Source organism: uncultured Pontibacter sp. (genome assembly GCF_947495565.1).
Lineage (GTDB): Bacteria > Bacteroidota > Bacteroidia > Cytophagales > Hymenobacteraceae > Pontibacter.
Map to the genome: position 1 here is coordinate 1 of NZ_CANLZM010000020.1, position 25,351 is coordinate 25,351.

Genomic DNA, 25,351 nt, shown 5'->3' on the forward strand with positions numbered 1-25,351 from the left:
TTGTTTATCTGTAAGCTTCATGACAGATAAACAAATACCCCCTAAGGAAGGTCCATATTTATGAGATAGCTTCTAGTAAATTATTGAGGCAAGAGCTATGTAATTGTGTAGTTTAAAAGCTAGCATTCTCTGCAACCTTTATTGTAAAAGCTTCTGCTCTTTGAGCCAGTCAAAAATAAGGTGATCAACAGGAGAGGTAAGGTGCTTGTGCTTATAGTTAAGCCACACTACTTCCGCTATTTCGCTGGCCGGAAGTAGTGTGCCGGTATAGGCGCCGGTGTAGCAGGTCATCTTTACCTGTATTCCCTCCGGGTGGCTGTCGGCCTGTGCCTGAAAAATGCCGGTAAAAGCCATGCTGTCCTCCTTCAGGTTTACACTTAGCTCCTCCTGTATCTCTCTGCGTAAAGCCTGAAAGTCGGTTTCGCCTGCTTCTCTTTTTCCGCCTGGTATGTAGTATATTGTTCTGCCTTTGCTGCGGGTGCTCAGGATTTTGCCGTCCTGTATCTCGATCCAGGCCAGTTTATCTATAAGTTTCATGGTGTCAATCAGTGGTTTTTGCAGGTTAAATACAACTCCGGCAATTTAGAAATTTGGGCAGAGATTTGCTATTAAAGTGTTATTCTGGTAATTTATTGAAATTAAGGTTGTTATGTCTGATTTGCAATCCCTATGAAAATACTCTTAACACTCTTGCTGCTCACTATACTTTTCCTTCCCACCCATGCCCAAACGATCACTAAACTTGATGGCAGCACAACATCCGGAGCAGCCTTAGATCAAAAGATAAACCAGCTGATGCAGGAAGCGCAGGTGCAAGGCTTGGCCGTTACGGTGTTTAACAACAACCAGCCGGTGTACAAAAAAGCTTTTGGCTACAAAAACTATCAGGCTAAGGAGCCGCTTAAAACCGGTACCAACCTGTACGGCGCGTCACTAAGCAAGGCTGTGTTTGCGGTGCTGGTAATGAAGCTGGTAGAAGAAGGAACACTGGACCTGGACAAACCGCTGCAAACCTACCTGCCTCAGCCTATTTATACTTTTAAGCCCCAAACAAAATGGCACGACAACTTCAGCGACCTCGAAAATGACAGCCTGTACAGCCAGATGACGGCCCGCATGTGTTTGGCCCATACTTCCGGATTCCCGAATTGGCGTTGGTTTGAAGAAGACCAGAAGCTGCGGGTAAAGTATAAACCCGGCGCAAAGTATAGCTACTCCGGCGAGGGGCTGGTATACCTGCAGGTTGTGCTGGAGAAAATGCCAGGTAAAACACTGGAGCAGCTGGCGCAGGAAAAAATACTTAAGCCCGCAGGCATGGCGCAATCATCCTATACCTGGCAGCCACGCTTTGAGCAGGATTTTGCTTTGGGCCATAAGCAGAACGGAGAGCTCTACCCCAAAGACAAAGACAACGAAGCCCGCTCGGCCAGCACCCTCGAAACTACTCTCGAAGATTATACTTTGTTTTTGCAGGCGGTGCTGCAGCACAAAATTCTGAAGCCGGCCACTACAAAGCAAATGTTCTCGCCACAGGTTCGTATTAAGTCTGTAAAGCAGTTCGGCCCGCTGAGCCAGCGCGACACCACCGCCAACGACGCCATTGCCTTAAGTTATGGTTTAGGTTGGGGGTTGCTGCAATCGCCCTACGGCACGGGAGCTTTCAAAGAAGGCCATGGCGACGGCTTTCAGCATTACACTATCATTTTTCCGGACAAAGGCTCGGGCGTGATTCTGATGAGCAACTCAGACAATGCAGAAAGCATATTTAAATACCTCCTCGAAGCAACTATAGGCGACACCTACACTCCCTGGTTTTGGGAGAACTACATACCTTACGATTACAAGCAGTAAAGCAAACTATGATAATTAGATGCGGCTGATGCTGCAACCCATTTTAGTGGCAAACTCTGCTTCTGATGCGGTTCCTGTCAACTCCAAAGCTTTTATAGACAACCTGGCGCAGGCATCTGCGTCGGAGGCAGCCCGGTGATGCAGAAAGTTAATGCGGTGCATACTGCACAGTGTTTTTAGGTCATACTTGTGCATGCCTTTCCAGATGTTTTTGGAGAACTTAAGGCTGCAGGCAAAGCGGGCGTTAGGCAGCGGAATATTGTAGGTGGCAAGTGTTTTACGCAGCACGCTCATATCAAAGCTGGCATTGTGGGCAATCAAAAACTGCCCTTCCAGGTAGGGGTGCAGCACGGGCCAGAGCTCCCTGAAATCCGGTTGGTTTTTTACATCGGCGGGCTGTATGCCATGCACCGCCATATTGAAAGAATTAAAGTTAGGGTAATACAAAGGCTTGATTAACCAGGAGCGGGTTTCCATAATTTGCCTCCCACGCACAAGCGTCAGCCCAATCTCACACGGGCTGTCGCGCTGCGGTGTGGCCGTCTCGAAATCTATCGTCACAAAATCCATGGCCAAAATTACCTTTAAATACGTTATTCCCCGCCAGGTTGCCTGAATTTTAATGTGTGAGGTAAAGCAAATTACTTATAAATTATCGGGTAATGTTTGACGATACTTATTTTCGCCACCAGGTTTGCTGGGGCACCTCGCCGTGAAGTATAAGCGGCTCACCGATAAGAGGAGTAGCAACAGTTACGCCCAGTTCCTGCGCTTTTGCAGTGGCCCGCTCCACCGGCTCTGTCCAGCCATGCATTGCCAGCGAAAACGCGCCCCAATGTATGGGCATCAGTACTTTGCCTTTCAGGTCTATGTGCGCCTGTACGGTTTGCTCGGGCATCATATGTATGGCAGACCAAAGCTCGTTGTACTGCCCACACTCCATCAAGGTAATATCAAAGGGGCCATACTTTTCCCCGATGGTGGCAAAGCCATCAAAGTAGCCGGAGTCACCGCTAAAGAAGATTTTGTCTTGCCTGCCCCGGATAACCCAGGAGGTCCAGAGTGTTTTCATTCGGTCTGTCAAACCACGGCCGGAGAAGTGCCGCGATGGCGTGGCCGCAAAGGTTAAGCCCTCAAAAGTAGCTTCTTCCCACCAGTCCATCTCGGTTATTTTTTTGGCGGGCACACCCCAGCGCTCCAGGTGAGCACCTACGCCCAGTGCTACATAAAAGTGCGTTGTTTTAGAGGCCAATTCCTGCACAGAGCCGTAATCCAGGTGGTCGTAATGGTCGTGCGAGATAAGGATGGCGTCTATGCGGGGCATGTCTGCCGCAGTTATTGGCAGCGCCGCAAACCGTTTTGGCCCTAAAAAGCTAAGGGGAGAAGCCCGCTCGCCTAGCATAGGATCCAGGAGCAGGCGCTTTCCGTCAATCTCGATCATAAATGCCGAATGGCCGAGCCAGGTAATAACAGTGGCCGTATCCTGTACTTGATCAGATTTTGATGTGCTGATTTTCTGTACAGGCAGCTCCCAGTCCGGCGTCTGGTTATCAGTATCTCCAAACAGCCTTGTTGCGATCAGTGCTGCAAAGCCCTTAAAGCCGATATCCATGTTGGTTTCTACCGTGTTTTGAAATTCGCCCCGGTAGTAGTTCGGTGATTGCTCCAGCTTTTCCAGTCGCTTTCCTTTGGCTGAAGCGCCAAACTCCGGAGATAGCCTTAGAAAGGAGCATCCTGCTACGGTAGCCAATAGCAAGGCAAAGCCAAGTATGTAAAGGGTAATTCTTAAGGGTTTCTTCATCGGGGTGATTGTCTGTTAAACAGGCGGCTGTTTTATGTATGCCTGTTACAGTTAGTTTGTAAGGCTAATATAGCAAGACAAGTTCAGGTTCAGAAAGTTTCAGGATTTGGCTAAGGTTGAGCGGCTAAATAGTTTTTAACGGGCAAGAAGCTGCTCCTTAAAAATTCTTAAACAGGTGTATGTACCTACCCGGTAGTCTTAAACAGAGCCATTCTTTGCTTATTGTTTTCAGTTAAAAAAATAAAAATAAATCGTTGATTGTCAGATGTAATTTTGATAGCTGTAATCTTTATATTGCAAAAACGGTGCAATTTTATAGCCTGTTATATAAGATGATTCGTATATAGGCCGTTAAATACAAAACCAATAACATACCGTTTATGATGAAGAAGTTTTTCTTTGCAGCCGCCCTTGCCTTTGGCACTTTTACAGCTGCGCAGGCACAGGCAACATTTGGTGTAAGGGGAGGAGCTAACCTTACGAATTTGTCCGGCGATTTACGTGATGAGGATATGTTCGAGAACAAGGTGTCCTTTCATGGAGGTGTTACGTTAAACTTTCCGGTGGTAGAAGATTTCTTCTCTATTCAGCCAGAACTTCTTTATTCCAGAAAAGGCTTTAAAAGCAACAGCGAGGAATATACTAACCTGCTACTGCAGAATAGAAGACGCGAAGGAAGCGTAGATTACAATTACCTGGAGTTACCTATTCTGGGGCATATTAACGCTGGGCCGCTATACTTTGAGCTTGGTCCGCAACTAGGCTATCTGCTGAGCGTGAACAATAAAACGGAGATTTATGACGGTAACGATAACCGCATCTCCAGCTCCCGCGATGAGAAAAGCAAAGATGGGCTTTCGGAGTTTGAAGTGGGCTACGCAGCCGGAATCGGTTTTCAGGCCATGAACGGCATCAGCCTGGGCGTTCGCTACAACGGCGCTTTCTCTGATTTCGTGAAAGAGGACGTAAACTTTGAAGGCGACTTGACAAATGCGCGTCACTCTGTCTTCATGCTGACACTTGGCCTGCGCTTCCCGTCGGGCAACTAGTATAAAGTATAAATTATGAAAAACGCCAGCCTTACACATTTTGGAGGGCTGGCGTTTTTTATTTTGGATTAAGCCTGCTCACTCTCATAACTATAAAAGCAGCGCACTTATACTTTCGCATGCCAAATCTGGGTGCTTACAGGCTTTCTACTCGACTTCAAGCACTTGTTCACCGTATAGAATAGTATAAGCAATGTCATTTCCGGTAATTAGTAAAATCTGATATGTTATTTTTTTGGACGTTTATATTAGGAGCTGCGCTCGGGTATATATTTGGCTACTACCTGAAGCCTAACCGCCGCCTGCGCAAAGTAATTCAGGAGGCACGGCAGACGAACATGGCTGTGCTGGAAGAGGGAAACAAAGGCGTGTACCGCACAGTCGTAACGGAACATGATCAAACGTCTGAACTGGTAGTGGAGGTAAAGGAACTGGCTGTTACTAAAGCCGGGCAGGTAAAGGTAGAGTACCTCAGCGCCTTTTATAAAAATCCTGCTTTTCGTACCAGAAAGGGAGAGGCTTTGCTACGGGAAGTGCGTGAATTATTAGGAGATTACCTGCCTTTATCCGATATTGAATGGTATGAAAACGCGGAGCGCCAGATAACCGCTCAGCAAAACCTAAAAACTTTAAACACCCTTCACAAACATCAACTTAGAGCCTAAAACCATGGAAAATACCAATATCTCAATTTCAGAAAACAAAGAGCTGCTACAACAGCGAGCGCAGGATCTATCTAAGTCTATAGACACGGAAAAGCCGGAGTCGCTTACAAATTTTGGAGTTGAAACGCAGCGCAAGCTTGGCCATTATTCTAACGAGCTGCTGACTAAGGTAAAAGCTAAAGACTCTGGAGATGCGGGGACAGCCATTAACGAGCTGTTGGCCCAGATCAACATGATCAAAATTGATGAGGAGGAGAAGCGTGGTTTCCTTTCGCGGCTTCCGTTCGGCAAAAAGCTGCAGGACCGTTCCAAGAAGCTGGCCATCCAGTACAACAACATCTCCGAAAACGTGGATGATGTGGTGATAAAGCTGGAGAAGACGCGCCAGAGCATCCTGAAAGACTCTACCAGCCTGGAGGTGATGTTTAAGCAGGCCGTGGAGTATATACACGAAGTTCGGGCAGTGATTGCTGCCGGTAAACTGAAGGTAGAGGAAATTGAGAACGAACTGATACCAAAGCTGCAGCAGGAGGTAGAAACCAGCGAACAGGATGAGCTGGTGGTGCAGCGCCTCAGCGATATGGTTTCCTTTAAAGACCGCTTGGAGAAAAAAGTGCACGACCTCACATTGTCTCATACCATTGCCACGCAGTCTATGCCCCAGATCCGGATGATACAGACCACCAACGATGTGCTGGCCCAGAAAATACAGAACTCCATAGTTACAGTTATCCCGGTGTGGCGGCAGCAGGTGGCTATCGCCCTTGGCCTTGAAAAGCAACGAAAGGCGCTGGAGATACAGAAAAAAGTAACCGACACCACCAACGAAATGCTGCTGAAAAACTCACAGCTGCTGAAGACTAACGTGGTGAACGCGGCCAAAGAAAACGAGCGCGGCATTGTAGATGTGGACACGCTGAAAAAAGTAAACCGAGATATGGTAGAGACACTGGATGCCGTTGTGAAAATATCGGAGGAAGGAAGCCGCAAACGGGCCGAAGCCGTGAAAGAACTGGCTGCCGTGCAGGAAGAACTTAACAACAAGATCATCGGCACCTTCGGCAAGTCCAAACAGATTGAAACAGAGTAATGGCTGCAGACAAAAACCTCAACATCAAATCGAAAAAACTCCTGACCGAAGAACAGGAGGAACTGCTAGATTTATATGTGCAGCGGTTGGATGATTATTTTGAAGAAATGAAAGCAGCGGATGCCGTGCAAGTGGAAATTGAGACACAGCATCTGAAAAAGATACTTCACAAACAATGATAAAGCTTTTGCGCTCCCTTTTCGGGTTGAACGGGAAAACTGGCAACAGAAAAATAGTCGGGACTTCTGAAAGTATAGACGCAAAGGATATACCCTACATCCGGGAGTCGAACCAAAGGATGGAGGCGCTGCAGGAGCTGTACCATAAGTATAAGCATAGCGCCCACAGCCTTAGATTCCAGGCAGTTTTCGAGAAGACAAAGCGCATACATCAGTATTTGGTGGCGCGGGGCAGAGGGCATGAACTGGAGCTGTTTCATGTGCAGCATACAGATCATTTCCTGAGCACTTTTACCACGATTATTGCCATGCACGAGGAGCAGCAGCTGGAGGAAAAGCAGTCAAAACAGGCGCCTCACGCGGCTCGGTCCAGAGCGGGTGTAATGGGCAGAACGCTGGTAATCGGCCCTTTCAGGAGCGACAGAAAAGAAGTGACAGCCGCCCGTACGCAAAACCGGGAAACCAGTGAGCGCGCCTTCCTCGATACTACCGAATCTAATATTGAAGTGCCACGCTTAGGCCTGACGGAGATATCCATTAACACCTACTCCAAAATTGTTTACCTGCGGGAGGATATTTCTGATGGGCTGACGACCAGTGAGATTGGCTTTACCTCAACCCCCGAGGAGAAAGAGACTTTTGTCGCCTATATTTCGTCCAGGCTTGGTTTGGAGGGAATTACGTATGCTGGAAACGCTATGGTATACTTGCCTACGCACAACAGCTCTCAGCCGGCAGAAATGGTGCCTGTTATACATTGGCACGGTGCGCCCTATGTGCTCAGCCTCGAAGACGACCGCCTTTACCCAGTTGTAACATACAGAAAAAGAAGATAAGCCGGCTGCTTGTAAAAGCAGCTAAAAGCAAGTATAAAATGCTGCATTTTATACTTGCTTTTACTTATAAGATTTGCAGGATTCCTGCTTAAGATAAAGAGGCTAGTAGTGCGGGTTCAGGCTGAGTTTGATGTGTAGCCGGTGCTATGGTTTTGATGACGCGTGCAGGATTACCTACAGCAATGGCGTTATCTGGAATATCTTTCACCACCACGGAGCCAGCGCCAATCCGGACGTTATTGCCAATTTTGATTTCTCCGATAATACAGACATTAGAGCCGAGCTCAACGTTGTTGCCGATAATCGGTGAGCCGGTATAGCTTCCGTCATCACGCCTGATGTTACCGATGGTTGTAGAATGCCTGAAAAAGCAGTTCTCGCCGATAATAGAGCAACCGTTTACTACTAGCGCGTGGCCGTGGCCCAAATAAAACCCCTTGCCCACCTGCGTCCAGTGAGGTAACTCAATGCAAAGGAACCATTCTACAAAGATCTTGTAAAACGCTAAGTAAGGGAGCCAGAGAATTCTGAAAAATTTATTGATAGAGGCAGGGCGAGCCAACCTGAACAGCACCATCACCATTCTGCCCTTCAGGTTGCCTTTGTTGGCCTCCCAATCCTGAAAAATATAGTACATACTACGTTAAATAAGTTGCATTGAGCTTGGCTTTACGGCATCAGGCTTGCCTGCGTTGCATGCGGTTTTTTACTTTAGAGGTAGCCATGGCAAGAGCGACAAAGAGCTATTGGAAACTATAATGCAGAGCCTGCAGCTACAATGAAGTTACCTGGCCAGCTAGTATACACCCAACTAGATGCTCGTCATATTTATCTGCAAGCTCATCACATTTATATAAGTAAACGCACCAAAACAGTTCTGAATATCGTTGTAAATCTATGCTTTACATCTTTGCCGGTGCTTCTGCCGCTGCACCCAATAACTTTATTTGCGTTTTAATAGTATTCCCCAAAGCCATTAAACTAATTGCATGCTTCTAAAAAGGTTCGTCAGTTACTCCCACACAATGCTGCTTTGCAGCGCCCTTCTACTTTCCGGTTGCTTCGAAAAGCAGCCTGATGGACAGAAAACAGACCCTGAGGCCACTGTTACCACGCAGGAGAACAGCGCTGCCAACGCATCTGCCACAGCAGAAACCGCCGCGTCAGCCAAAGCAAACGTAAACGTATACCTCGAAATCTCGAACGGCATGAAGGGCTTTATGCCTGCGGCGGCGGCCGGAAAAGAGGCTACCACGTTCCAAAACAACCTGCTAAAGCTTATCTCAGAAGTCCAGGACGGGCGCTATGTCTCCGGCAAAGCCTTCTTCCTGGCCAAAGAAGATGCGCAAAGCCACCCGGTGCTGGACAGTGTCTCGTACAATACCATGAAAAGCTACATCGTTAGTGGTATAAAGGATGATGTGCGGGGCACGCCGCTTCCGGCCATGCTGCAGACGGTGTTGCAAAAATCCATAGACCAGGGGGCGGTCAGCATCATCATTTCGGACTTTATACATGGCCCAAGCGATCAAGGGCAGTTTATCTCCCTCGATGCCGATATCAGGAGCAGCCTGCGGGAGGCAGAGCACCAGGGGCTGGCCATCGCCATATTGGGCAATACGTCGGAATTCTTCGGCACGTATCACCCGGCTGTAAAGAAACCGGAAGTGAGGAGAACACTCCAGGGCGAGGAGATACCTTATTACATTTGGGTAATTGGCAAACAGGAGCAGGTGCAGGTGGTAACAAACAGGGTGCTCCGGAACTTGCCGCCACAGCAGGCATACTTTGGGTTTGAATATCAGAAAGTGGCATTTACGGCCTTATTAAAGGAGAAGGAATTCAGGCCGGCAGGCGTGGTGTACTGCAGCAGCCGTAACGCCGACCCCTGTACATCGGTAAACCTGCAGCCGGAAAAAAGTGAGCCGGTGGAATTTACAGTTGCGCTTGATTTAAGCAGCCTTCCCATGTCGATGCAAAGTATAGATTACCTGAAAAAGAACCTGAAAGTAACCGCCACAGGCAGTAGAGCAAGTATGGTATCGGTTACGGGGGCTGATGAAAGTATAAAAGCCACGCCAGACCTGGCCAGGTATAGCCATTTTGTGAGGGTGCAGGTGCCGCAGCTAACAGCAAACTCCGGGGCTATCACGGTACAATTGCCGCACGTTTATCCTTCCTGGATAGACAAATGGGCAACTGATAATGACAACAACCCGGCAGCAGAGCCGAAAAAAACTTACCAGTTAAATAAAATAGTTAACGGCGTTCAGGCGCTCTACCGTGACCAGAGCGAATACGTTTTCAGTGCAACCTTACAGTTTAACAAAGCAGACTAAACTATATGATTCAACAGTTTTTTTCAGGGCTCTACGAGATGGTGCTGGGCCGCCCTATCCCCGCCAACTTCACCAACGATTACCGCGAAGTGGTTTTCCCGAACACCGGGCTGATGCTGTTCATCATCACGCTGGCCATTGTTATACTTTACTACTATGTGCTGAACCGCGTGATGAGCACCGGCCTGTATAAAACGCAGCACTGGGTTATGTTCCTGATCCTGAACGCCATCATCGCCTTTATAATCCCGGTTACGCAGGTGAGCAGCAACGATATCGAGACGCACTCTTATACTTATATGTTTGCTTTCGTTAACGTGGTGTTCAGTCTTATACTTTTCTTCGTGTTTTCTATACTACTCAAAAAGGGATCCGTGCAGGCATGGACTACCCCGATGAAATGGCCTAATAAAAGATAACTATGGCAAAGCTTTTTGTATTCGGAATTGGTGGCACCGGCTCCCGCGTGATCCGCTCGCTGGTCATGCTGATGGCCGCTGGTGTCAAGGTTCAGAACTGTGATAAAATAGTACCGATCATCATTGATCCAGATACACAGAACGGCGACATGAACCGCACCGTGGAGCTGCTCAAAACATATAAGCATATTCACGATGCGTTAGGCCGCCGGGAGGAAGGTTTCTTTCACACCGATATCAGCACACTGTCCAGTATAGCCGGCGATGGTACCGCCAAGATCCGCGACAGTTTTGTGTATGATTTCGGCGGGATCAACAAGCCTTTTAAAGACCATGTAGGCTATAACCAGCTGGATGTGGAGAGCCAGGCGCTCATCGACCTGCTGTTCACCCCAGAGAACCTGAACAACAGCTTGGATGTAGGCTTCCGTGGCAGCCCGAACGTGGGCAGCGTGGTGCTGAACGAGATCATTGATTCTCCGGAAATGCGCTTCTTCGCTTCCAATTTCCAGCCCGGCGATCGTATCTTCTTCGTGAGCTCAATCTTTGGCGGAACAGGCGCTGCCGGCTTCCCGCTGCTGCTGAAAAACTTTAAGGATAGCCGTACTAGTCTTCCAAACGCTGCCAGCCTGAACACGGCGCTGACGGGCGCGATGGTGGTGTTGCCATACTTCTCGCTGGAGCAACCTGCCGCCGGCGTAGAGGCTGATTTTATCGACTCAAATACCTTTACAACCAAGGCAAAGGATGCGCTATCTTACTACCAGCATCACCTGAACGGAGTGAATGCCGTGTACTACATGGGCGACAAACCGGACAAGCCGATGGAGAACAATCCGGGCCGTGCCAGTCAAAAGAACGACGCGCACCTTGTTGAGCTGCTTAGCGCACTGGCTATAGTTGACTTTATGGATTACTCAGACGATGAGCTTTCCGGCAACGAGACTTTCCACGAATATGGCCTGCGCGAAGACGTGAACAACGTACAGTTCTCGCACCTCGACAGTGAAACAAAAGACCGTATCGCCACGCAGCTGATCCGCTTCCACTACTTCGAGCGCTACTACACCACGCACCTGCCCGGCGACGCACAGGCGGCTTATGCCAAAGGTGTGGACCTGCAAGGTGCCCTGCGCAACGAGCCGGTGTTCCGGGAGCTGAACAAATTCCTGACGAACCCGGAGTTCGGCTACCAGGCATGGCTGCGCGAACTAAGTCGCAAGGAGAGGACCTTCGCCGCCCTTGACCTGAACGAGACGGACTTCAACCGCATGGTATCAGATAAACACGTGGAAACCGGTTTCCTGAACAAGGGTATTAGCCAAGGGGCCTTCGTAAAAGAACTCAACCGCGCCTCCGAATCTGTGTCTGACCGCGATGCCTTCAAGGCAACTATAAAAGCGTTTGAAACCGCTACGGAGAGGCTGGTGGAGGAGAAGCTGAAGTATAGTTAACCGCAACTGTCCCCTTGAGGGGACCGCAGGGGTGTAATCTTGCACGAGGTTTAGCTGCGAACAAATGCTTTCTAATCTTCAACCGAACTTAACACCCCTATAGTCCCCTCAAGGGGACAATTCTCTCTTTCGGTTTGCAAATCCGGAAGAATAAAGTGAAGGGGCCAGAGGCCCCGCTATAGTTCGACACGAGCGAGGACGCTCGCGCCATACTTGGCAAACATTACTCAAAACAAACTAAACAAACATGCCGAAAGTACTTCGTCTTCATAAAACCGGATCTAACGTGGAAGGCTGGGCCAAAACCAGCCAGATCACGAGCACCGAGATAAAAGATATAACCGATGGCGCAGGAGGAAGAGCCTTGAAGATCAACGCTTCCATACCAACGCCATTTGCCCGCATGCACCTATTCGAAACCGCTTTTGACTTTGTAAAACGAGGCGTGGCAGGCAACAGCACCAATACCATTTACCATAAGTTTGTCACGCACTTCTGGGATTTGTGGGAGCTGCTGTATAACCACCAGAGCTATGCGCAGGCCGGTAACAAGATCATCATCCGCCGCTGGAACAAGCACCAGCAGCTGGGTGCCATGCAGGCAAACCCAAACACCAGCTTGCTGGGCCGCACGCTGGAACTGTTCATGAACGACAGCCGCTTCCAAGGCATAGAGGATATCTTCCTGATCTTCTTCGAATCCACAAACAGCCGGGGTGATAAACACATGCAGCTGATAGGCGGTACATCACCGCTGACTTTCTTGTTTGTGGCCCCGAATGTGCAGCCGCTAAGTATGAACCGTGCCCAGAACATCGGCACCTACTTCGACCATAACTATGTTTCTTTAGAGCACCGCGAGGCAGATTTCAGGGAGTATGTGCACAAGCTGTTTGTATCTAACCCTGCTATGATCCAGGCGTTCCCGGCAGTATACAATGCGCTGGACGAGAACCTGCTGCGAAGTATCAATATGGCAGGAGCCGTGGGGCAAGGGGCAATTGCATCGCAGTACCTGCAGCTCGTGGATTTTCAGCAGAACCCGGTGCATGTGGGCCACATCAATTTCCTGGTGAAAAAGGACCAGACCGCCGTTACCAGCAGCGACCTGTTCATCCGTCCGACGCACACAGGCTTTGCAGGCGAGCGGCCAATTGTGCTGAAGCCTGAATTGCGACTGGCCCCGGATGTGAAGTATGTAAACAACCTGGCCTGGCCGGTAAATACGGTGGTGGGTTATGCTGATGAGAAGCCGCTGGAGAACCGTTCGTTGCCGGGTGTCGGCTTCAACTATCCATACTTAACCATCAACGACCTGCTGCAGGAAACGCTGGTACAGGTACCTTACGAGGTAAACACCGATCGTTTCTTTAGCGGAACGGTGGTGTACCAGCCGGGTGTAACGGAGAAGTCTTTTAATTACCTGCTGCCGATCACGAGCTTATACTTTGATTTCTTCACGCCAGAGGATTTGGCCAACCACCTGACTTTCCACATCGACATGAACCATGTGCGGGTAACGCTGCGTGTACCAACCGAGAAAGGGAGCGTGGTGTACGAGCGCAGCTATTACGACAACCCACTCAACTCGAAAGACGCCAACGGCAACATCATCCCGGAGAAAGGCCACATCATTAAGTCCAGAATTGGCCTGGGCGTGTTCCCATTCTACAAGTTCACGGATGCGGTACAGTACAACGACTTCTATAAGGTGATGCTGGTGGATGAGGACATTGATCCGCTTTTAGTGAACAAGAACCACTCGCTCAATTTCTTTGCGGGTGGCAAGCAACTGGAAGCAGGTGGCGGTATCATCTCAGCTACGGCACACAAACGCACCAAAAAGAGTAACAGCAGCGCCGGCAGTACTTATTACGAGATCCGTGGCACACATTTCGATTTTGCAGAGCTTACACATGAAGGTGTCGATTTTGTAGGCAAGGCACTGATCGTACCGAAGTTCGAAGAAAAGCAGCAGGGTATCCACAACTTTACCTTTGCGGTTGATTTCGGAACCTCCAATACGCACATTGCCTATACTTCAGGCTCTAACCAGCCGCCGCGCGAGTTCTCCATCACCGCCAACGATCAGCAGCTGGTAATGCTCAACAAGCCTTCTGATGACGCTGCTTTAACAGATTACCAGCGCTTCCATAAACGTGGTTTTGGTAGGCTATTCGCTGTGGAAACCTTATTGAAGCGTGAGTTCATACCTTTGATCATCGGCTCCGGCGGTTCGCTGTACAACTTCCCGACCCGAACGGCCACCTGTGAGGCTATTGATTTCGAGAACCAGATCACCAACCTGTTTGGCAACATCAACATCGGTTTCTCTATCAACACCGAGGGTACGCATCAGGACCAGTACAAGCAGACTTACCACACCGACCTGAAGTGGAGCGAAACGCTGACGAATGCAGGCAAGCGCCGCATAGAAGCCTTCTTCACAGAGATCATGCTCCTGATAAAAAACAAGGTAGTACTGAACCACGGCAATGTAGCCAGCACTAAAATAGTATGGTTCGCCCCGCTGAGTTTTGATGAGTATTCTCGCAACATGTTTCAAAACGTGTGGGATACCGTGTATAACAACGTGTTCAAGAACGCCAGAACAACAGTGTGCATTACTGAATCGGTGGCACCGTTCTATTTCCTGTCCAGGACCGGGGCTGTGGTGCCGAGCCAGGATGAGAACCTGATAAATGTAGATATTGGCGGCGGTACTACTGATGTGCTGCTCTTCACTAACCGTAAGCCATCGCATAGTTCCTCCTTCCGCTTTGCCGGAAACGACCTGTGGGGTGATGGTTTTGCCGCAGTGAAAACCCAAAAAGACAATGGCCTGTTACAGTACGGCGTAGACCATGTGCTGCGGATTCCTTTAACTGAGGAAGGGCGCGAGTACCGTAAATTCCTGGAGACAGCACTGGATAATCCGGACTTTAACTCTGCCGACATCAGCTCTTTACTGTTCAGTTACGATAAGGAGCTAAACTATAGTTCTCAGCTACTGCAGGCGCGTCAGTTGCGTTTGATGTTTTACCTGCACTTCGGTGCGCTCATGTATCATCTAGCGCAATTGGTACAGCAGCTGAACGTAAAAATGCCGCGTTACATTTCATTTAGCGGTCGTGGAAGTTTATACATCAGGCTATTAAGCGCAGGCAATAACCTGTCTAACGTGGAGCGTTATGCCAAGGCTATTTTTCAGAAGGTGTCAGGGCAGGAGCCGCCGGCAAACTTTAAGCTGGTGCTGGTAGATAATCCGAAGCAGGTAACGGCAAACGGTGGCGCCATGGCCTTGGATGGAACCGATCTGAACGACCTGACCAACATCCCGATTATGCGGCCAACAGGTACGGCCAACCCTGAGGATGCGCTAACGCCGGTAACTAAAACACAGATCACAGGCGAGCTGCGCCAGGAGGTAATGGATAACGTTATAAACTGCCTGCAGCTGCTGCTCGACGACCCTGACATTTCGCCGCTAATGCGCTCTATGGGTGTAGAGGTGGACCCGATGCGCGTGCTGGAGTTTATGAAGCTCAACATTCAGGACAGCTATACCATGATTTTGGAAGACACATTGCGTGGCCTTACTGACCGGGAGCCGCTGCATGAAACCATGTTCTTTATGCCGCTCAAGCAGTCGTTGTACTTGCTTTCTAAAGAGCTGTACAGGCAGCAGTCGCAGGTAAGCGCTATTTCCTAAACGCATCTTAAGTGCCTTGCCTTTTCATACTTAGAAGTATAAAGTGATGCTGAGAGGCAGAGGTTTAATTTGAAATCAAGAGAAAAAAATAGAAATAGAAACAGAATTTAACATTGACTCATGAATATAATAGCAGTCATTATAAGTATAATTGCGCTGATAGGTGCCGGCTTTGCCTTTTTGAGGGCCGTTAGTGCCTATAACATGCTTACCAAGCGCATAGACAGGCTGAGGGATCAAAACAGCGATCTGGAAGCTCGCCTCAGAAGGATGGAGGGAAATGCCAGCCGCGGCAACAGGCCGGCCAGTGAGCAAAGCGAAGGCGGCAGGCAAAAGAAGCAGCGGCAGGAGCGCCAGGAGCAGCAACCCGAACAGCGCCAGAAGCCAAGAGAACGACAGCAGCAGCCTCCACAAGCCGAAGAGGAAATTGAACAGCAGCAGCAAAAGCGCAGAAGAGACAAACGCAGGAAAAATGAACCAGCGGAAAGAGTAAAACCTGAAGAGAGCGCAAAAGCAGCGCCAGCCTCGGCATCAAGTGCAGTACGGATGGAGTTTGCCGGAGGTGACCTGTTAGATGAGCTGGAGCAGCAGGCCAGAACCACAACGCCGCCGCCGGTGCAGCCAGATGCCATGCCAGATGCTGAGCCGATAGATCCGGGAACCCGTTTCGCCATTATACCAGAGGATGGTGTGATACGCCAGCACCAGCTGCAGCAGCAACCCGACTCCGATAGCTACATCGAAATGGACATACCGGCCGATGGCAGCAATACCACCCGCTATCGCTTTAACCTGTCTGGCAACCACGCATTTGTTATTGCGCAGGGTATAGACAGGCTGGAGAATGCCTTTGCTTTCGAGAAGCCATCTAACCGTATGGTGAGCCGGGTGGTGCTGCAGGGCGACGGTATTCTGGCAAAAGTAAACAACGGCTGGAGAATCCAGGAAAAAGCACGCATCGATTTCAGATAAACCCTTAGATGGAAGGCATATTTATTTTAGAGGCTGTACTAATCCTGCTCATACTTGGTTACCAGTTGTATGTGTACAAGGGTAACAAGCAGAAGATTAGAAGTATAGCCGAGTTATATCCTGCCGAAGAAAAACTAAGTATACGGGAGCAGCTGCTGGTAAATGAAAGTATAAAAAAGCAGGAAGCTGCACCTAACACCGGCAATGTATGGGAAGCTATACTTGCCGGTAAGACTTTCAGGGAGTACACGCCTTCCAACCCGGTGGTAAAGAAGGTGATAGCTGCAGATAACAACACGTTGCAGATAGAAGCCAAGGGCGGCCCTGTTGACAGCTACAGTATTGCCCGTGAAAAGCTGGAGAAACTCTTTGCCGGTGGTAACATCCACCTGGTAGAGGGCGACCCGAATGCGTTGATCACCACAGTGGCTTCGGGTGGAAAAACAGCCGCCACCATCGACTTGATTGAAGTGGAGCACCCCTCCGAAACATTCGGCAGCATTATCCGGAACACAAACCAATACCTGAAGCAGAACAAGGGGGCCGCGGCTGATTTCGAGATTTTAAAGGATGTTTCGGAGCGCTACGCCGAGGCCATAGATGCGGAGGTGCAGTCTTCTATTGCCACACCGCTTTACATTGGCCTTTTAGGTACTTTCTCTGGAGTGATTATCGGCTTGTCGAGCCTGATCTGGTCGGGTTTGGGAGGAGAGGAGGCTGGCGCTTTTATCACGGATCAGAATATTCCGTCGTTCCTGTTTGGCGTGCTGATTGCCATGTCGGGCAGCTTTTTGGGTCTGTTGCTAACGCTGATGGGAAATAACGCCCTAAAAAACGCACGCAGCCTCCGCGACCGGAACAAGAACGGCTACTATACTTTTCTGCAGACTAACCTGCTGCCTAAGCTCAACTCTGATATGGCCGCCAGTTTAGGCAACCTGAAATCAGTGCTTGATTCTTTTAACAAGGATTTCCTGGACAAGGTACTCGGCTTCAGACCTATCGTGGATACGCTTACAGAGAACATCAGCACGCAAAAAGAATTTATAGAGAAGCTGGATAAAATCGGTTTCACCCAGATGGCCAATGCCAACCTGCAGGTGTTTGACAAGATGAAGGAAAGCGAGCAGCTGTTCAAAAACTTTATGCAGTACCAGGTGGCCCTAAATGAGTCGGTGCGGAAAGGGGCGGAGTTAACCCATACTATCAGTGATGTGCTTAGCCGACTGAACAGTTTGCAGGAAGGCTTTGACAAGGTGCCGGGTTACCTGCAGAAGCATGACGAATCTATACAGCGGCAGGTAAACTTTTTCGGGCAGCACGAGCAGGATTTGCGCAACATCGGATCCAGGGTGGAGCAGTATTTTGATAAAGCCACGCTGCGCCTGACTGAACTGATGGAAGCGCGGCTGCAGCATCAGGAGCGTGATGCGCAGAACGCTTATGAAAAATGGCAGGAGCATTTCCGCCACTTAAACGAGGATAATATTTACCAGCGCATTTTAGATTACATGCAGCCTTTCGAGGACCTGAGCCAGCAGCAGGAGAAACTCAGCGCTACGCAACAGCAACTTTCCAGCGAGATAAAGCAAACAAACGAGCGCCTGTTGCAGAAGATTGAGACCGATACTGCCGTGCAGCAGCAACTGCTGCTGCAGCTACAGACCCTGAATGCAAACATGGTTAAAAGCATGGAACCGGGGCCTATACAAGCGGCGCTGGGAAAAGTGTTTGGTGGCGGTCAAAAAAGAAAATAAAGTATGAGCAAGGAAAGCCGCGACTTCTTCTGGCCCAGCTACGTTGACCTGATGACGGTGCTTTTTCTGGTGATGCTGGTGTTGTTTGTGCTCAGCTTTAAACTGTTTAAAGACAAAGATCAGGAGAACCGCGATAATATTGCCCGCCTGCAGGTAGAGGTACAGGAAAAGCGCAAACTCGATGAGATTAAAGCCGCCCTCGCCCGCCTGGATGATGATTATTTTCAGTACAACGAGCAGTTTAAACGGCACGAATTACTGGTGGATGTGCTCTTTGAGCAAAGCAGTGCCGAAATACCGCAGCGCGCACGGGCGCCTCTTCGCAGAGCTGGCGAGAACCTGAGTCAGGTCATCAACTCCATAGAAGACAAAGATGTAAAATACCTCATTGTAATAGACGGGCGCGCAGCCAGTTTTCCGAAAGGTGATCCACGTAATGTTTCGCAGCGCGAATACGCCTTGCAGTTAAGCTATCAGCGGGCACTATCGCTGCTGGAGTACTGGCAAAATCAGGGCATCCGATTTCCTAAAGACAGAATAGAGCTTATTGCCGCCGGCAGTGGCTTTGAGGGTGCAGGCCGTAAAGGAGACATCCGAGACAGGCGTTTTGTCATTCAGATTCTTCCGAAAGTAGGAACACTGGAAACGGATACAATAAGCAGATAAAGCTAGTTACCTGACCATCCAGCCACAGAAAAGACTCTTCATAAGTATAAATCAGAAGCTGCGATATCAACTAATAAATACTTTGCTCAAAGAACTTTACCTGAAGTATAAAATTTAGCTGCAATTTATAATCATACCCCCAAAAGCCTGTCGGTTACTAACGGACAGGCTTTTTAAGTATAAATCTGTTTCCTGCACGTCTGCATTTTTTATTTCTGAGCATACGCTACTAAGCTGTTAAGGAGCTATTAACAATACCTGGTTTGCTTAGCTCTTTATGAAAAAATGCCCTTTAGCTTGATGTTTGCGTTTTTACCCCAACCAAAAAACAGAAGCTATTCGTATCAACATATTATGCCTGCTGCATGGCATGCCCATCGGCAGTTAAAGCAAGTCCCACCTTAAAGATGAGGAGGTAATTCTGCTTTACTATCAGCTTCATCTTTTAACAGATTTAAAAATTGTTATGAAAGACAAACCTCAAACTGAAAGCGTCGAGACAGCCGCACGTCCGCTTGCCCCTAAAAGCAGCATCATCTTAAAAATTAACGACACGGAACATAAACTGGAAGTAGCGCCCTGGACAAGCGTGCTCGATCTGCTGCGCGAGTACCTGCACATGACGGGCACTAAAAAAGGCTGCGACCATGGCCAGTGCGGCGCTTGTACTGTGCTGGTAGATGGCACCCGGGTTAACTCCTGCCTCACGTTAGCGGTTATGAAAGACGGCAGCGAAATTACCACCATCGAAGGGCTGGCAAAAGATGGAGAGCTGCACCCGATGCAGCAGGCCTTTATTGATAACGACGCCTTTCAGTGCGGCTACTGCACCCCAGGGCAGATTTGTTCTGCGGTAGGTTTGCTGCAGGAAGGGAAAGCTAAATCGATAGATGACATCCGCGACTTGATGAGCGGCAACATTTGCCGATGCGGCGCTTACAATAACATACTGGCTGCCATACAGCAGGTGAAAGGAGGTGTGCAAAATGCTTAGTTTTACCCTTAGCAAAGCAAACGATGTAGCCGGAGCCGTAAATGAGGTTACTTCAAAAAAAGAAGCCAATTTTATAGCAGGCGGCACCAATCTTCTCGATCTGATGAAGATAGATGTGATGACGCCACGCCACCTGGTTGACATTACGCAATTAGCCTTAAAGACTATTGATGGAAATGAAGCAGGCGGTTTACGATTGGGTGCGCTCGCTACAAACGCTGAAACTGCCTATCACAACGAGGTAGAAAAGCGATACCCTGTCCTGTCGCATGCTATACTGGCGGGTGCATCGGCACAGCTGCGCAACATGGCTACCGATGGTGGAAACCTGATGCAACGTACCCGCTGCTATTACTTTTACGATTTAGCGACTCCGTGTAATAAAAGAGAGCCAGGCTCAGGTTGTTCGGCTATCAATGGTTTTAACAGGATACATGCCATACTTGGGCAAAGCGAAGCCTGCATAGCCACGCATCCGTCTGATATGTGCGTGGCCTTGGCTGCTTTAGACGCTAAAGTAAACGTAACAGGTAAAAATGGCGATCGCACCATCCCGTTTCTGGAGTTCCACCGGCTGCCCGGAGATAAGCCTGAGCTTGATAATAACCTGCAGCCAGACGAGATCATCACTTCCATAGACCTCCCAGCCAACGGGTTTGCAGATAACTTTGCTTACATAAAAGTACGGGACAGAGCCTCTTATGCCTTCGCGCTTGTATCGGTAGCGGCGGCGCTGGAGATGGAAGGAGATACCATAAAAGAAGCCCGACTGGCGCTTGGTGGCGTGGCACACAAACCTTGGCGAAAACCTGAGGCGGAGGCAAATTTAAAAGATCAAAAAGCCACCAAAGGAAACTTCCAGAAAATAGCGGAGGCTTATCTGGAAGGCGCAAAAGGCTATGAGCACAACAGCTTTAAAATAGAATTGGCAAAGCGGGCCATTGTGCGTGCACTCTCGCAGGCCGCACACTTGGAAGAAAAGGAACAGGCATGACGCAGCATATAGGAAAACCAACCAGCAGAGTAGACGGGTTTGCTAAGGTAACTGGTGGCGCGAAGTATGCCGCAGAGTTTAGCGGAAACGACCTTACGCATGGCTTTGTGGTTTCTGCCAGAATTCCAAAAGGCCGCATCAAAAGTATAGATGCCAGCAAGGCACTGGCAGTGGAGGGAGTGCTGCAGGTGTTCAGCCACGAAAATGTGCCTCACCTGGCCTGGTTCGACATTAGTTACAAAGACATGGATGCGCCTCCCGGCTCTCCGTTTCGTCCGTTGCAGCACGATAAGGTAAAGTTCAGTATGCAGCCTATCGCCTTAGTGGTAGCCGAAACGTTTGAGCTGGCGCGCTACGGAGCCTCGCTGGTGCAGGTAGAGTATGAGGGGGAGGAAGCAACCACCAAGCTGGAGGCAAACCTGCAGCAGGCATATCCGCCTAGTAAATTCAAGGCAGGCTATAAGCAGCCAAAATCTAGAGGAGATTTTACTGACGCTTTTGAAGCATCTCCAGTAACTATAGAGGCAGACTATTTTCATGGGGCAGAGCACCACAACCCGATGGAGATGCACGCTTCAACGGTGCTGTATGAGCCAGATGGTTCCCTGACGGTGTATGACAAAACACAGGGCGTTATCAACAGCTGGCATTACATATCTATGGTGTTTGGACTGTCGAGAAAGAAAGTGCGGGTGTTGTCTCCGTTTGTGGGAGGTGCGTTTGGGTCTGGTTTGCGGCCCCAGTACCAGTTATACCTGGCCGTATTGGCGGCGCTGGAGCTAAAGCGATCTGTAAGAGTAGGGCTTACGCGGCAGCAGATGTTTTCTTTCGGGCACCGGCCTGTTACTTTTCAGAAGTTAGCGTTGGGTGCTGCAAAGGATGGTACGCTGCAGGCTATCAAACACCAGGCTATTGCCGAAACATCCCGCTTTGAGGATTACGTGGAACAAGTGGTAAACTGGTCTAGCAAGCTGTACAAGTGCGATAACGTGGCGTTGGATTACAAAGTGGTGGCGCTGGATGTGTATACTCCGCTGGATATGCGCGCGCCTGGTGGTGCTACGGGAATGTATGCTTTAGAAAGCGCTATGGATGAGTTGGCTTACAAACTGAACATGGACCCGCTGGAGCTGCGGCTGAAAAACTACACCGAGATAGATCAAAGTATAGACAAACCTTATTCCAGTAAAGCCCTCCGCGATTGCTATCGGCAGGGAGCGGAGAAGTTTGGATGGCAAAAACGGAATCCTGCCCCGCGCTCCATGCGAGATGGCAACCAGTTTATTGGTTGGGGCATGGCCACCGGCTTCTGGGATTCCCTTCAAGTGCCTGCCCGCGCAAAAGCCATACTTTCTGCAGACGGTAAACTGCGCGTAACAAGCGCCACAGCCGATATCGGCACTGGCACTTATACCATCATGACACAGATTGCCGCCGAAACCCTAGGCCTACCGCTGGAGGATGTGACTTTTGAGCTTGGCGACTCAGATATGCCATTGGCCTTCATTGAGGGAGGCTCAGCCACGGCAGCCTCGGTAGGCAGCGCCGTAAAGAGGGTATGCGACAAGGTAAAGAAAAGCCTGCTGAAATGGTCGCGCAAACTGCCAGATTCTCCGTTTGGGCTTGCCAGCCTGGAGGAGGTGATTTTTGAAAACGGCATGATGAAGCTGAAAAGTGATCCATCGAAAGGGTTAGCCATCACCGATATCCTGCGGCAGCGAGAACTCAACATGATCGAGGAGACAACCACCGGTTTCCCTAATGTGCTGAAACAGCGAAACTACGCCCTTAACGCCCATTCAGCAGTGTTTGTAGAAGTAAAAGTGGATGAGGCGTTCGGAACCATTAAAGTGAGCCGCGTGGTAAATGCTGTTGCAGCTGGGCGTATTCTTAACCCAAAGACTGCCCGAAGCCAGATTTTGGGCGGCGTAGTATGGGGCATTGGCATGGCTATGGAAGAAGATACTTTGATGGATCATACGTTTGGGCGCTTCATGAACCACAACCTGGCTGAGTACCACGTGCCGGTAAACGCCGATGTGCATGACATTGAAGTGATTTTTGTGGAGGAGCACGATGAGATCGTAAATGATTTAGGAGTAAAGGGTGTGGGCGAAATAGGCATGGTAGGCGTAGCGGCAGCCATTGCCAACGCCGTGTACCACGCCACAGGTAAAAGAGTGCGCGACCTCCCGATCACACTGGATAAAGTCATGTAGCATCAGTTGCCATACTTACCGCAGGGTTAGCGAATCATCTTTTTGTGTAGCAGGTGCAGGTGATTGGCAGACAGAGCATCAATTCTAAAAGTATAAACCTAGAACAGGTAATAAAACTATGAATACAAATTATATCGGAAAAGGCACCAGCCGTGTAGATGGCCGCGAAAAAGTAACCGGGCAGGCCAAGTATGCCGCTGAGTTTACGGCAGAAGGTATGACGCATGCCTTTGTAGTTTCAAGCCGCATTGCCAAAGGCAAAATCAAAAGTATAGATGCCAGCGCCGCGCTTGAGTTGGAAGGTGTGCTGGATGTCTTCACACATAAAAACAGGCCTAAACTAGCTTGGTACGACAAAAGCTACCAAGATGAAGATTCACCCCCAGGGTCGCCGTTCCGCCCGCTCTACGACAGCGAAATCCAATTCAGTATGCAGCCTATTGCCTTAGTAGTAGCCGAGACATTTGAGTTGGCACGCTACGGTGCTTCGCTGGTGCAGGTGGAGTATGAGGAAGAATCCCATACAACTAATCTTAAAGCCAACCGGGAAAAAGCTTATAATCCGAAAAAATATAAGTCAGGGGAGCCACCTAAGTCCAGGGGAAATATGGAGGAGGCTTTTGCTGGCGCAGCTGCAAAGGTAGACCAGGAATACTTCCATACCAGCGAGCATCACAACCCGATGGAGATGCACGCCTCTACAGTAGTATGGGAGGATGATGGCACAATGACCATCTACGACAAGACGCAGAGTGTCAAAAACAGTCAGAATTACATTAAGAAGATCTTTGACTTATCTACAAAAGATGCGCGTGTTATCTCTCCTTTTGTAGGTGGAGCCTTCGGTTCCGGTCTGCGCCCGCAGTACCAGCTATTCCTGGCCGTTATGGCAGCGCTTGCCCTTGAGCGGTCGGTAAAGCTGGTGTTAACGCGCCAGCAGATGTTCTCCTTTGGGCACCGCCCGGCTACTATTCAGCACCTGCAGCTGGGCGCTTCTAAAGACGGCAATTTGTTAGCTGCCAAACACGAGGCTTTTGCCGAGACATCCAGGTTTGAAGATTATGCCGAGAATGTGGTTGTGTGGCAAAACACGCTGTATAAGTGCGATAATGTGGCTTTTGATTATAAGCTGGTAGGCCTGGATGTGTATACTCCGCTGGATATGCGCGCGCCGGGTGGCGTAACGGGTATGTATGCTTTAGAAAGCGCCATGGATGAGTTGGCGGTGGCCGCCGGCATAGACCCTGTGGAACTTCGTCTCAAAAACTATACAGAAAAAGATCAGAACGAAGACGCGCCTTTTACCAGCAAAGAGCTGAAGGAGTGCTACCGGCAGGCGGCAGAGAAGTTTGGCTGGGAGAAGCGAAACCCGGAGCCCCGCTCGATGCGCGACGGGCATAAGCTGGTGGGCTGGGGCATGGCCTCGGCAGCATGGGAGGCAACACAGCAGGAGGCAAGTGCAAAAGCCCAGCTCACGGCCGACGGGAAGTTGATCGTTAGCAGCGCTACTGCCGACATTGGCACCGGTACTTACACTGTTATGACGCAGTTGGCCGCCGAAACACTGGGTTTGCCGCTGGAGGATGTAACGTTTAAGCTCGGTGACTCCACACTGCCGTATGCGCCGCTGGAAGGCGGTTCCTGGACAGTTTCCTCCGTTGGTTCAGCCGTTAAAAAAGTATGTGACGCCATTGGGGAGAGGTTACTGAAGTTCTCGCGCAAGCTCCCCGGTTCTCCTTTCGCGCTGGCCGGACTGGAGGAGGTGAAGTTTGAAAACGGTATGATGAAGCTGAAAAGCGATCCGTCCAAAGGGTTTTACATCAAGGATATTATGCAGCAGCGGGAGCTTGATGTGATTGAAGAAGAGGTTACCTCCAAACCTGCCTCTGAGCAGAAGAACTACGCGCCTTACGCGCATGCGGCTGTGTTTGTAGAGGTAAAGGTAGACGAGGACTTCGGAACCATCACGGTATCTCGGGTGGTAAGTGGTGTGGCAGCTGGCCGTGTTATTAATACTAAAACATCCCGAAGCCAGATTCTGGGCGGCATCGTATGGGGCATCGGTATGGCCCTGGAAGAGGAGAGCTTTATGGATAACACATTTGGACGCTTCATGAACCACAACCTGGCCGAGTATCATGTGCCGGTAAACGCCGATGTGCATGACATTGAAGTGATTTTTGTGGAGGAGCATGATGAGATCGTAAATCCGATAGGGGCAAAAGGACTTGGTGAAATCGGGATTGTAGGTGTAGCGGCAGCCATTGCTAACGCCGTGTACCACGCCACAGGTAAAAGAGTACGCGACCTGCCAATCACGCTGGATAAAGTGATGTAACACAATGCGCCATACT

The 25,351-nt window shown here is 49.5% G+C and carries 21 protein-coding genes; 17 read left to right on the forward strand and 4 right to left on the reverse strand.

The window, feature by feature from the left end:
- Positions 1-138: 138 nt before the first annotated feature.
- Positions 139-537, reverse strand: a complete 399-nt coding sequence (locus Q1B04_RS18740) for an NUDIX domain-containing protein (protein ID WP_299762007.1) — start codon at positions 535-537, stop codon at positions 139-141.
- 132 nt (positions 538-669) lie between these two features.
- Here Q1B04_RS18740 and Q1B04_RS18745 point away from each other — a divergent pair, with 132 nt between their 5' ends.
- A complete protein-coding gene (locus tag Q1B04_RS18745) occupies positions 670-1,851 on the forward strand; it encodes a serine hydrolase domain-containing protein (RefSeq protein WP_299762010.1) in 1,182 nt (393 codons plus the stop codon).
- Between the two features lie 15 nt (positions 1,852-1,866).
- Here the strand turns inward: Q1B04_RS18745 and Q1B04_RS18750 are convergent, their stop codons facing one another.
- Positions 1,867-2,421, reverse strand: a complete 555-nt coding sequence (locus Q1B04_RS18750) for a 3'-5' exonuclease (RefSeq protein WP_299762012.1) — start codon at positions 2,419-2,421, stop codon at positions 1,867-1,869.
- Positions 2,422-2,527: 106 nt separating this feature from the next.
- On the reverse strand, positions 2,528-3,652 hold the full coding sequence (locus Q1B04_RS18755) for an MBL fold metallo-hydrolase (protein ID WP_299762015.1): 1,125 nt from the start codon (positions 3,650-3,652) through the stop codon (positions 2,528-2,530).
- A gap of 380 nt (positions 3,653-4,032) precedes the next feature.
- Between Q1B04_RS18755 and Q1B04_RS18760 the strand changes: the two genes are divergently transcribed.
- The 5 genes from Q1B04_RS18760 (at position 4,033) to Q1B04_RS18780 (ending at position 7,471) form a co-directional block, all read left to right on the forward strand.
- Positions 4,033-4,701, forward strand: coding sequence for a porin family protein (locus Q1B04_RS18760; protein WP_299762018.1), 669 nt, complete (start codon positions 4,033-4,035; stop codon positions 4,699-4,701).
- 224 nt (positions 4,702-4,925) lie between these two features.
- Positions 4,926-5,366 carry a hypothetical protein gene (locus tag Q1B04_RS18765; RefSeq protein WP_299762021.1) on the forward strand — a complete coding sequence of 147 codons (441 nt, stop codon included), beginning with the start codon at positions 4,926-4,928 and terminating at the stop codon, positions 5,364-5,366.
- Between the two features lie 4 nt (positions 5,367-5,370).
- A complete protein-coding gene (locus Q1B04_RS18770; RefSeq protein WP_299762024.1) occupies positions 5,371-6,456 on the forward strand; it encodes a toxic anion resistance protein in 1,086 nt (361 codons plus the stop codon).
- Positions 6,456-6,635, forward strand: coding sequence for a hypothetical protein (locus Q1B04_RS18775; protein ID WP_299762028.1), 180 nt, complete (start codon positions 6,456-6,458; stop codon positions 6,633-6,635). The genes Q1B04_RS18770 and Q1B04_RS18775 overlap by 1 nt, the downstream gene beginning before the upstream one ends.
- Complete coding sequence (locus Q1B04_RS18780; protein WP_299762031.1) at positions 6,632-7,471, forward strand: hypothetical protein; 840 nt, start codon at positions 6,632-6,634, stop codon at positions 7,469-7,471. The genes Q1B04_RS18775 and Q1B04_RS18780 overlap by 4 nt, the downstream gene beginning before the upstream one ends.
- A gap of 88 nt (positions 7,472-7,559) precedes the next feature.
- On the opposite strand, the gene Q1B04_RS18785 is transcribed toward Q1B04_RS18780, so the two are convergent.
- A complete protein-coding gene (locus Q1B04_RS18785; RefSeq protein WP_299762034.1) occupies positions 7,560-8,108 on the reverse strand; it encodes a serine acetyltransferase in 549 nt (182 codons plus the stop codon).
- Positions 8,109-8,460: 352 nt separating this feature from the next.
- Between Q1B04_RS18785 and Q1B04_RS18790 the strand changes: the two genes are divergently transcribed.
- From Q1B04_RS18790 to Q1B04_RS18840, 11 genes are all read left to right on the forward strand, one after another.
- Positions 8,461-9,810, forward strand: a complete 1,350-nt coding sequence (locus Q1B04_RS18790) for a hypothetical protein (protein ID WP_299762037.1) — start codon at positions 8,461-8,463, stop codon at positions 9,808-9,810.
- 5 nt (positions 9,811-9,815) lie between these two features.
- On the forward strand, positions 9,816-10,229 hold the full coding sequence (locus Q1B04_RS18795) for a hypothetical protein (protein WP_299762040.1): 414 nt from the start codon (positions 9,816-9,818) through the stop codon (positions 10,227-10,229).
- A 2-nt stretch (positions 10,230-10,231) separates the two neighbouring features.
- Positions 10,232-11,683, forward strand: coding sequence for a hypothetical protein (locus Q1B04_RS18800; RefSeq protein WP_299762043.1), 1,452 nt, complete (start codon positions 10,232-10,234; stop codon positions 11,681-11,683).
- Between the two features lie 247 nt (positions 11,684-11,930).
- The gene (locus Q1B04_RS18805) at positions 11,931-15,395 is read left to right on the forward strand and encodes a hypothetical protein (protein WP_299762046.1); all 3,465 of its coding nucleotides are present in this window, start codon (positions 11,931-11,933) and stop codon (positions 15,393-15,395) included.
- Between the two features lie 120 nt (positions 15,396-15,515).
- On the forward strand, positions 15,516-16,367 hold the full coding sequence (locus tag Q1B04_RS18810) for a hypothetical protein (protein WP_299762049.1): 852 nt from the start codon (positions 15,516-15,518) through the stop codon (positions 16,365-16,367).
- 8 nt (positions 16,368-16,375) lie between these two features.
- A complete protein-coding gene (locus tag Q1B04_RS18815; RefSeq protein ID WP_299762053.1) occupies positions 16,376-18,124 on the forward strand; it encodes a hypothetical protein in 1,749 nt (582 codons plus the stop codon).
- A gap of 3 nt (positions 18,125-18,127) precedes the next feature.
- Entirely contained in the window at positions 18,128-18,790 is a 663-nt protein-coding gene (locus Q1B04_RS18820) for an OmpA family protein (RefSeq protein WP_299762056.1), read from the forward strand.
- A gap of 466 nt (positions 18,791-19,256) precedes the next feature.
- Complete coding sequence (locus Q1B04_RS18825; protein ID WP_299762059.1) at positions 19,257-19,784, forward strand: (2Fe-2S)-binding protein; 528 nt, start codon at positions 19,257-19,259, stop codon at positions 19,782-19,784.
- Positions 19,777-20,778: a xanthine dehydrogenase family protein subunit M gene (locus Q1B04_RS18830; RefSeq protein ID WP_299762062.1), complete on the forward strand. Its 1,002-nt coding sequence runs from the start codon at positions 19,777-19,779 to the stop codon at positions 20,776-20,778. Before Q1B04_RS18825 ends, Q1B04_RS18830 begins: the two co-directional genes overlap by 8 nt.
- The gene (locus Q1B04_RS18835; protein WP_299762064.1) at positions 20,775-22,997 is read left to right on the forward strand and encodes a xanthine dehydrogenase family protein molybdopterin-binding subunit; all 2,223 of its coding nucleotides are present in this window, start codon (positions 20,775-20,777) and stop codon (positions 22,995-22,997) included. Before Q1B04_RS18830 ends, Q1B04_RS18835 begins: the two co-directional genes overlap by 4 nt.
- Before the next feature lie 118 nt (positions 22,998-23,115).
- Complete coding sequence (locus tag Q1B04_RS18840; protein WP_299762066.1) at positions 23,116-25,335, forward strand: xanthine dehydrogenase family protein molybdopterin-binding subunit; 2,220 nt, start codon at positions 23,116-23,118, stop codon at positions 25,333-25,335.
- Positions 25,336-25,351: the final 16 nt, after the last annotated feature.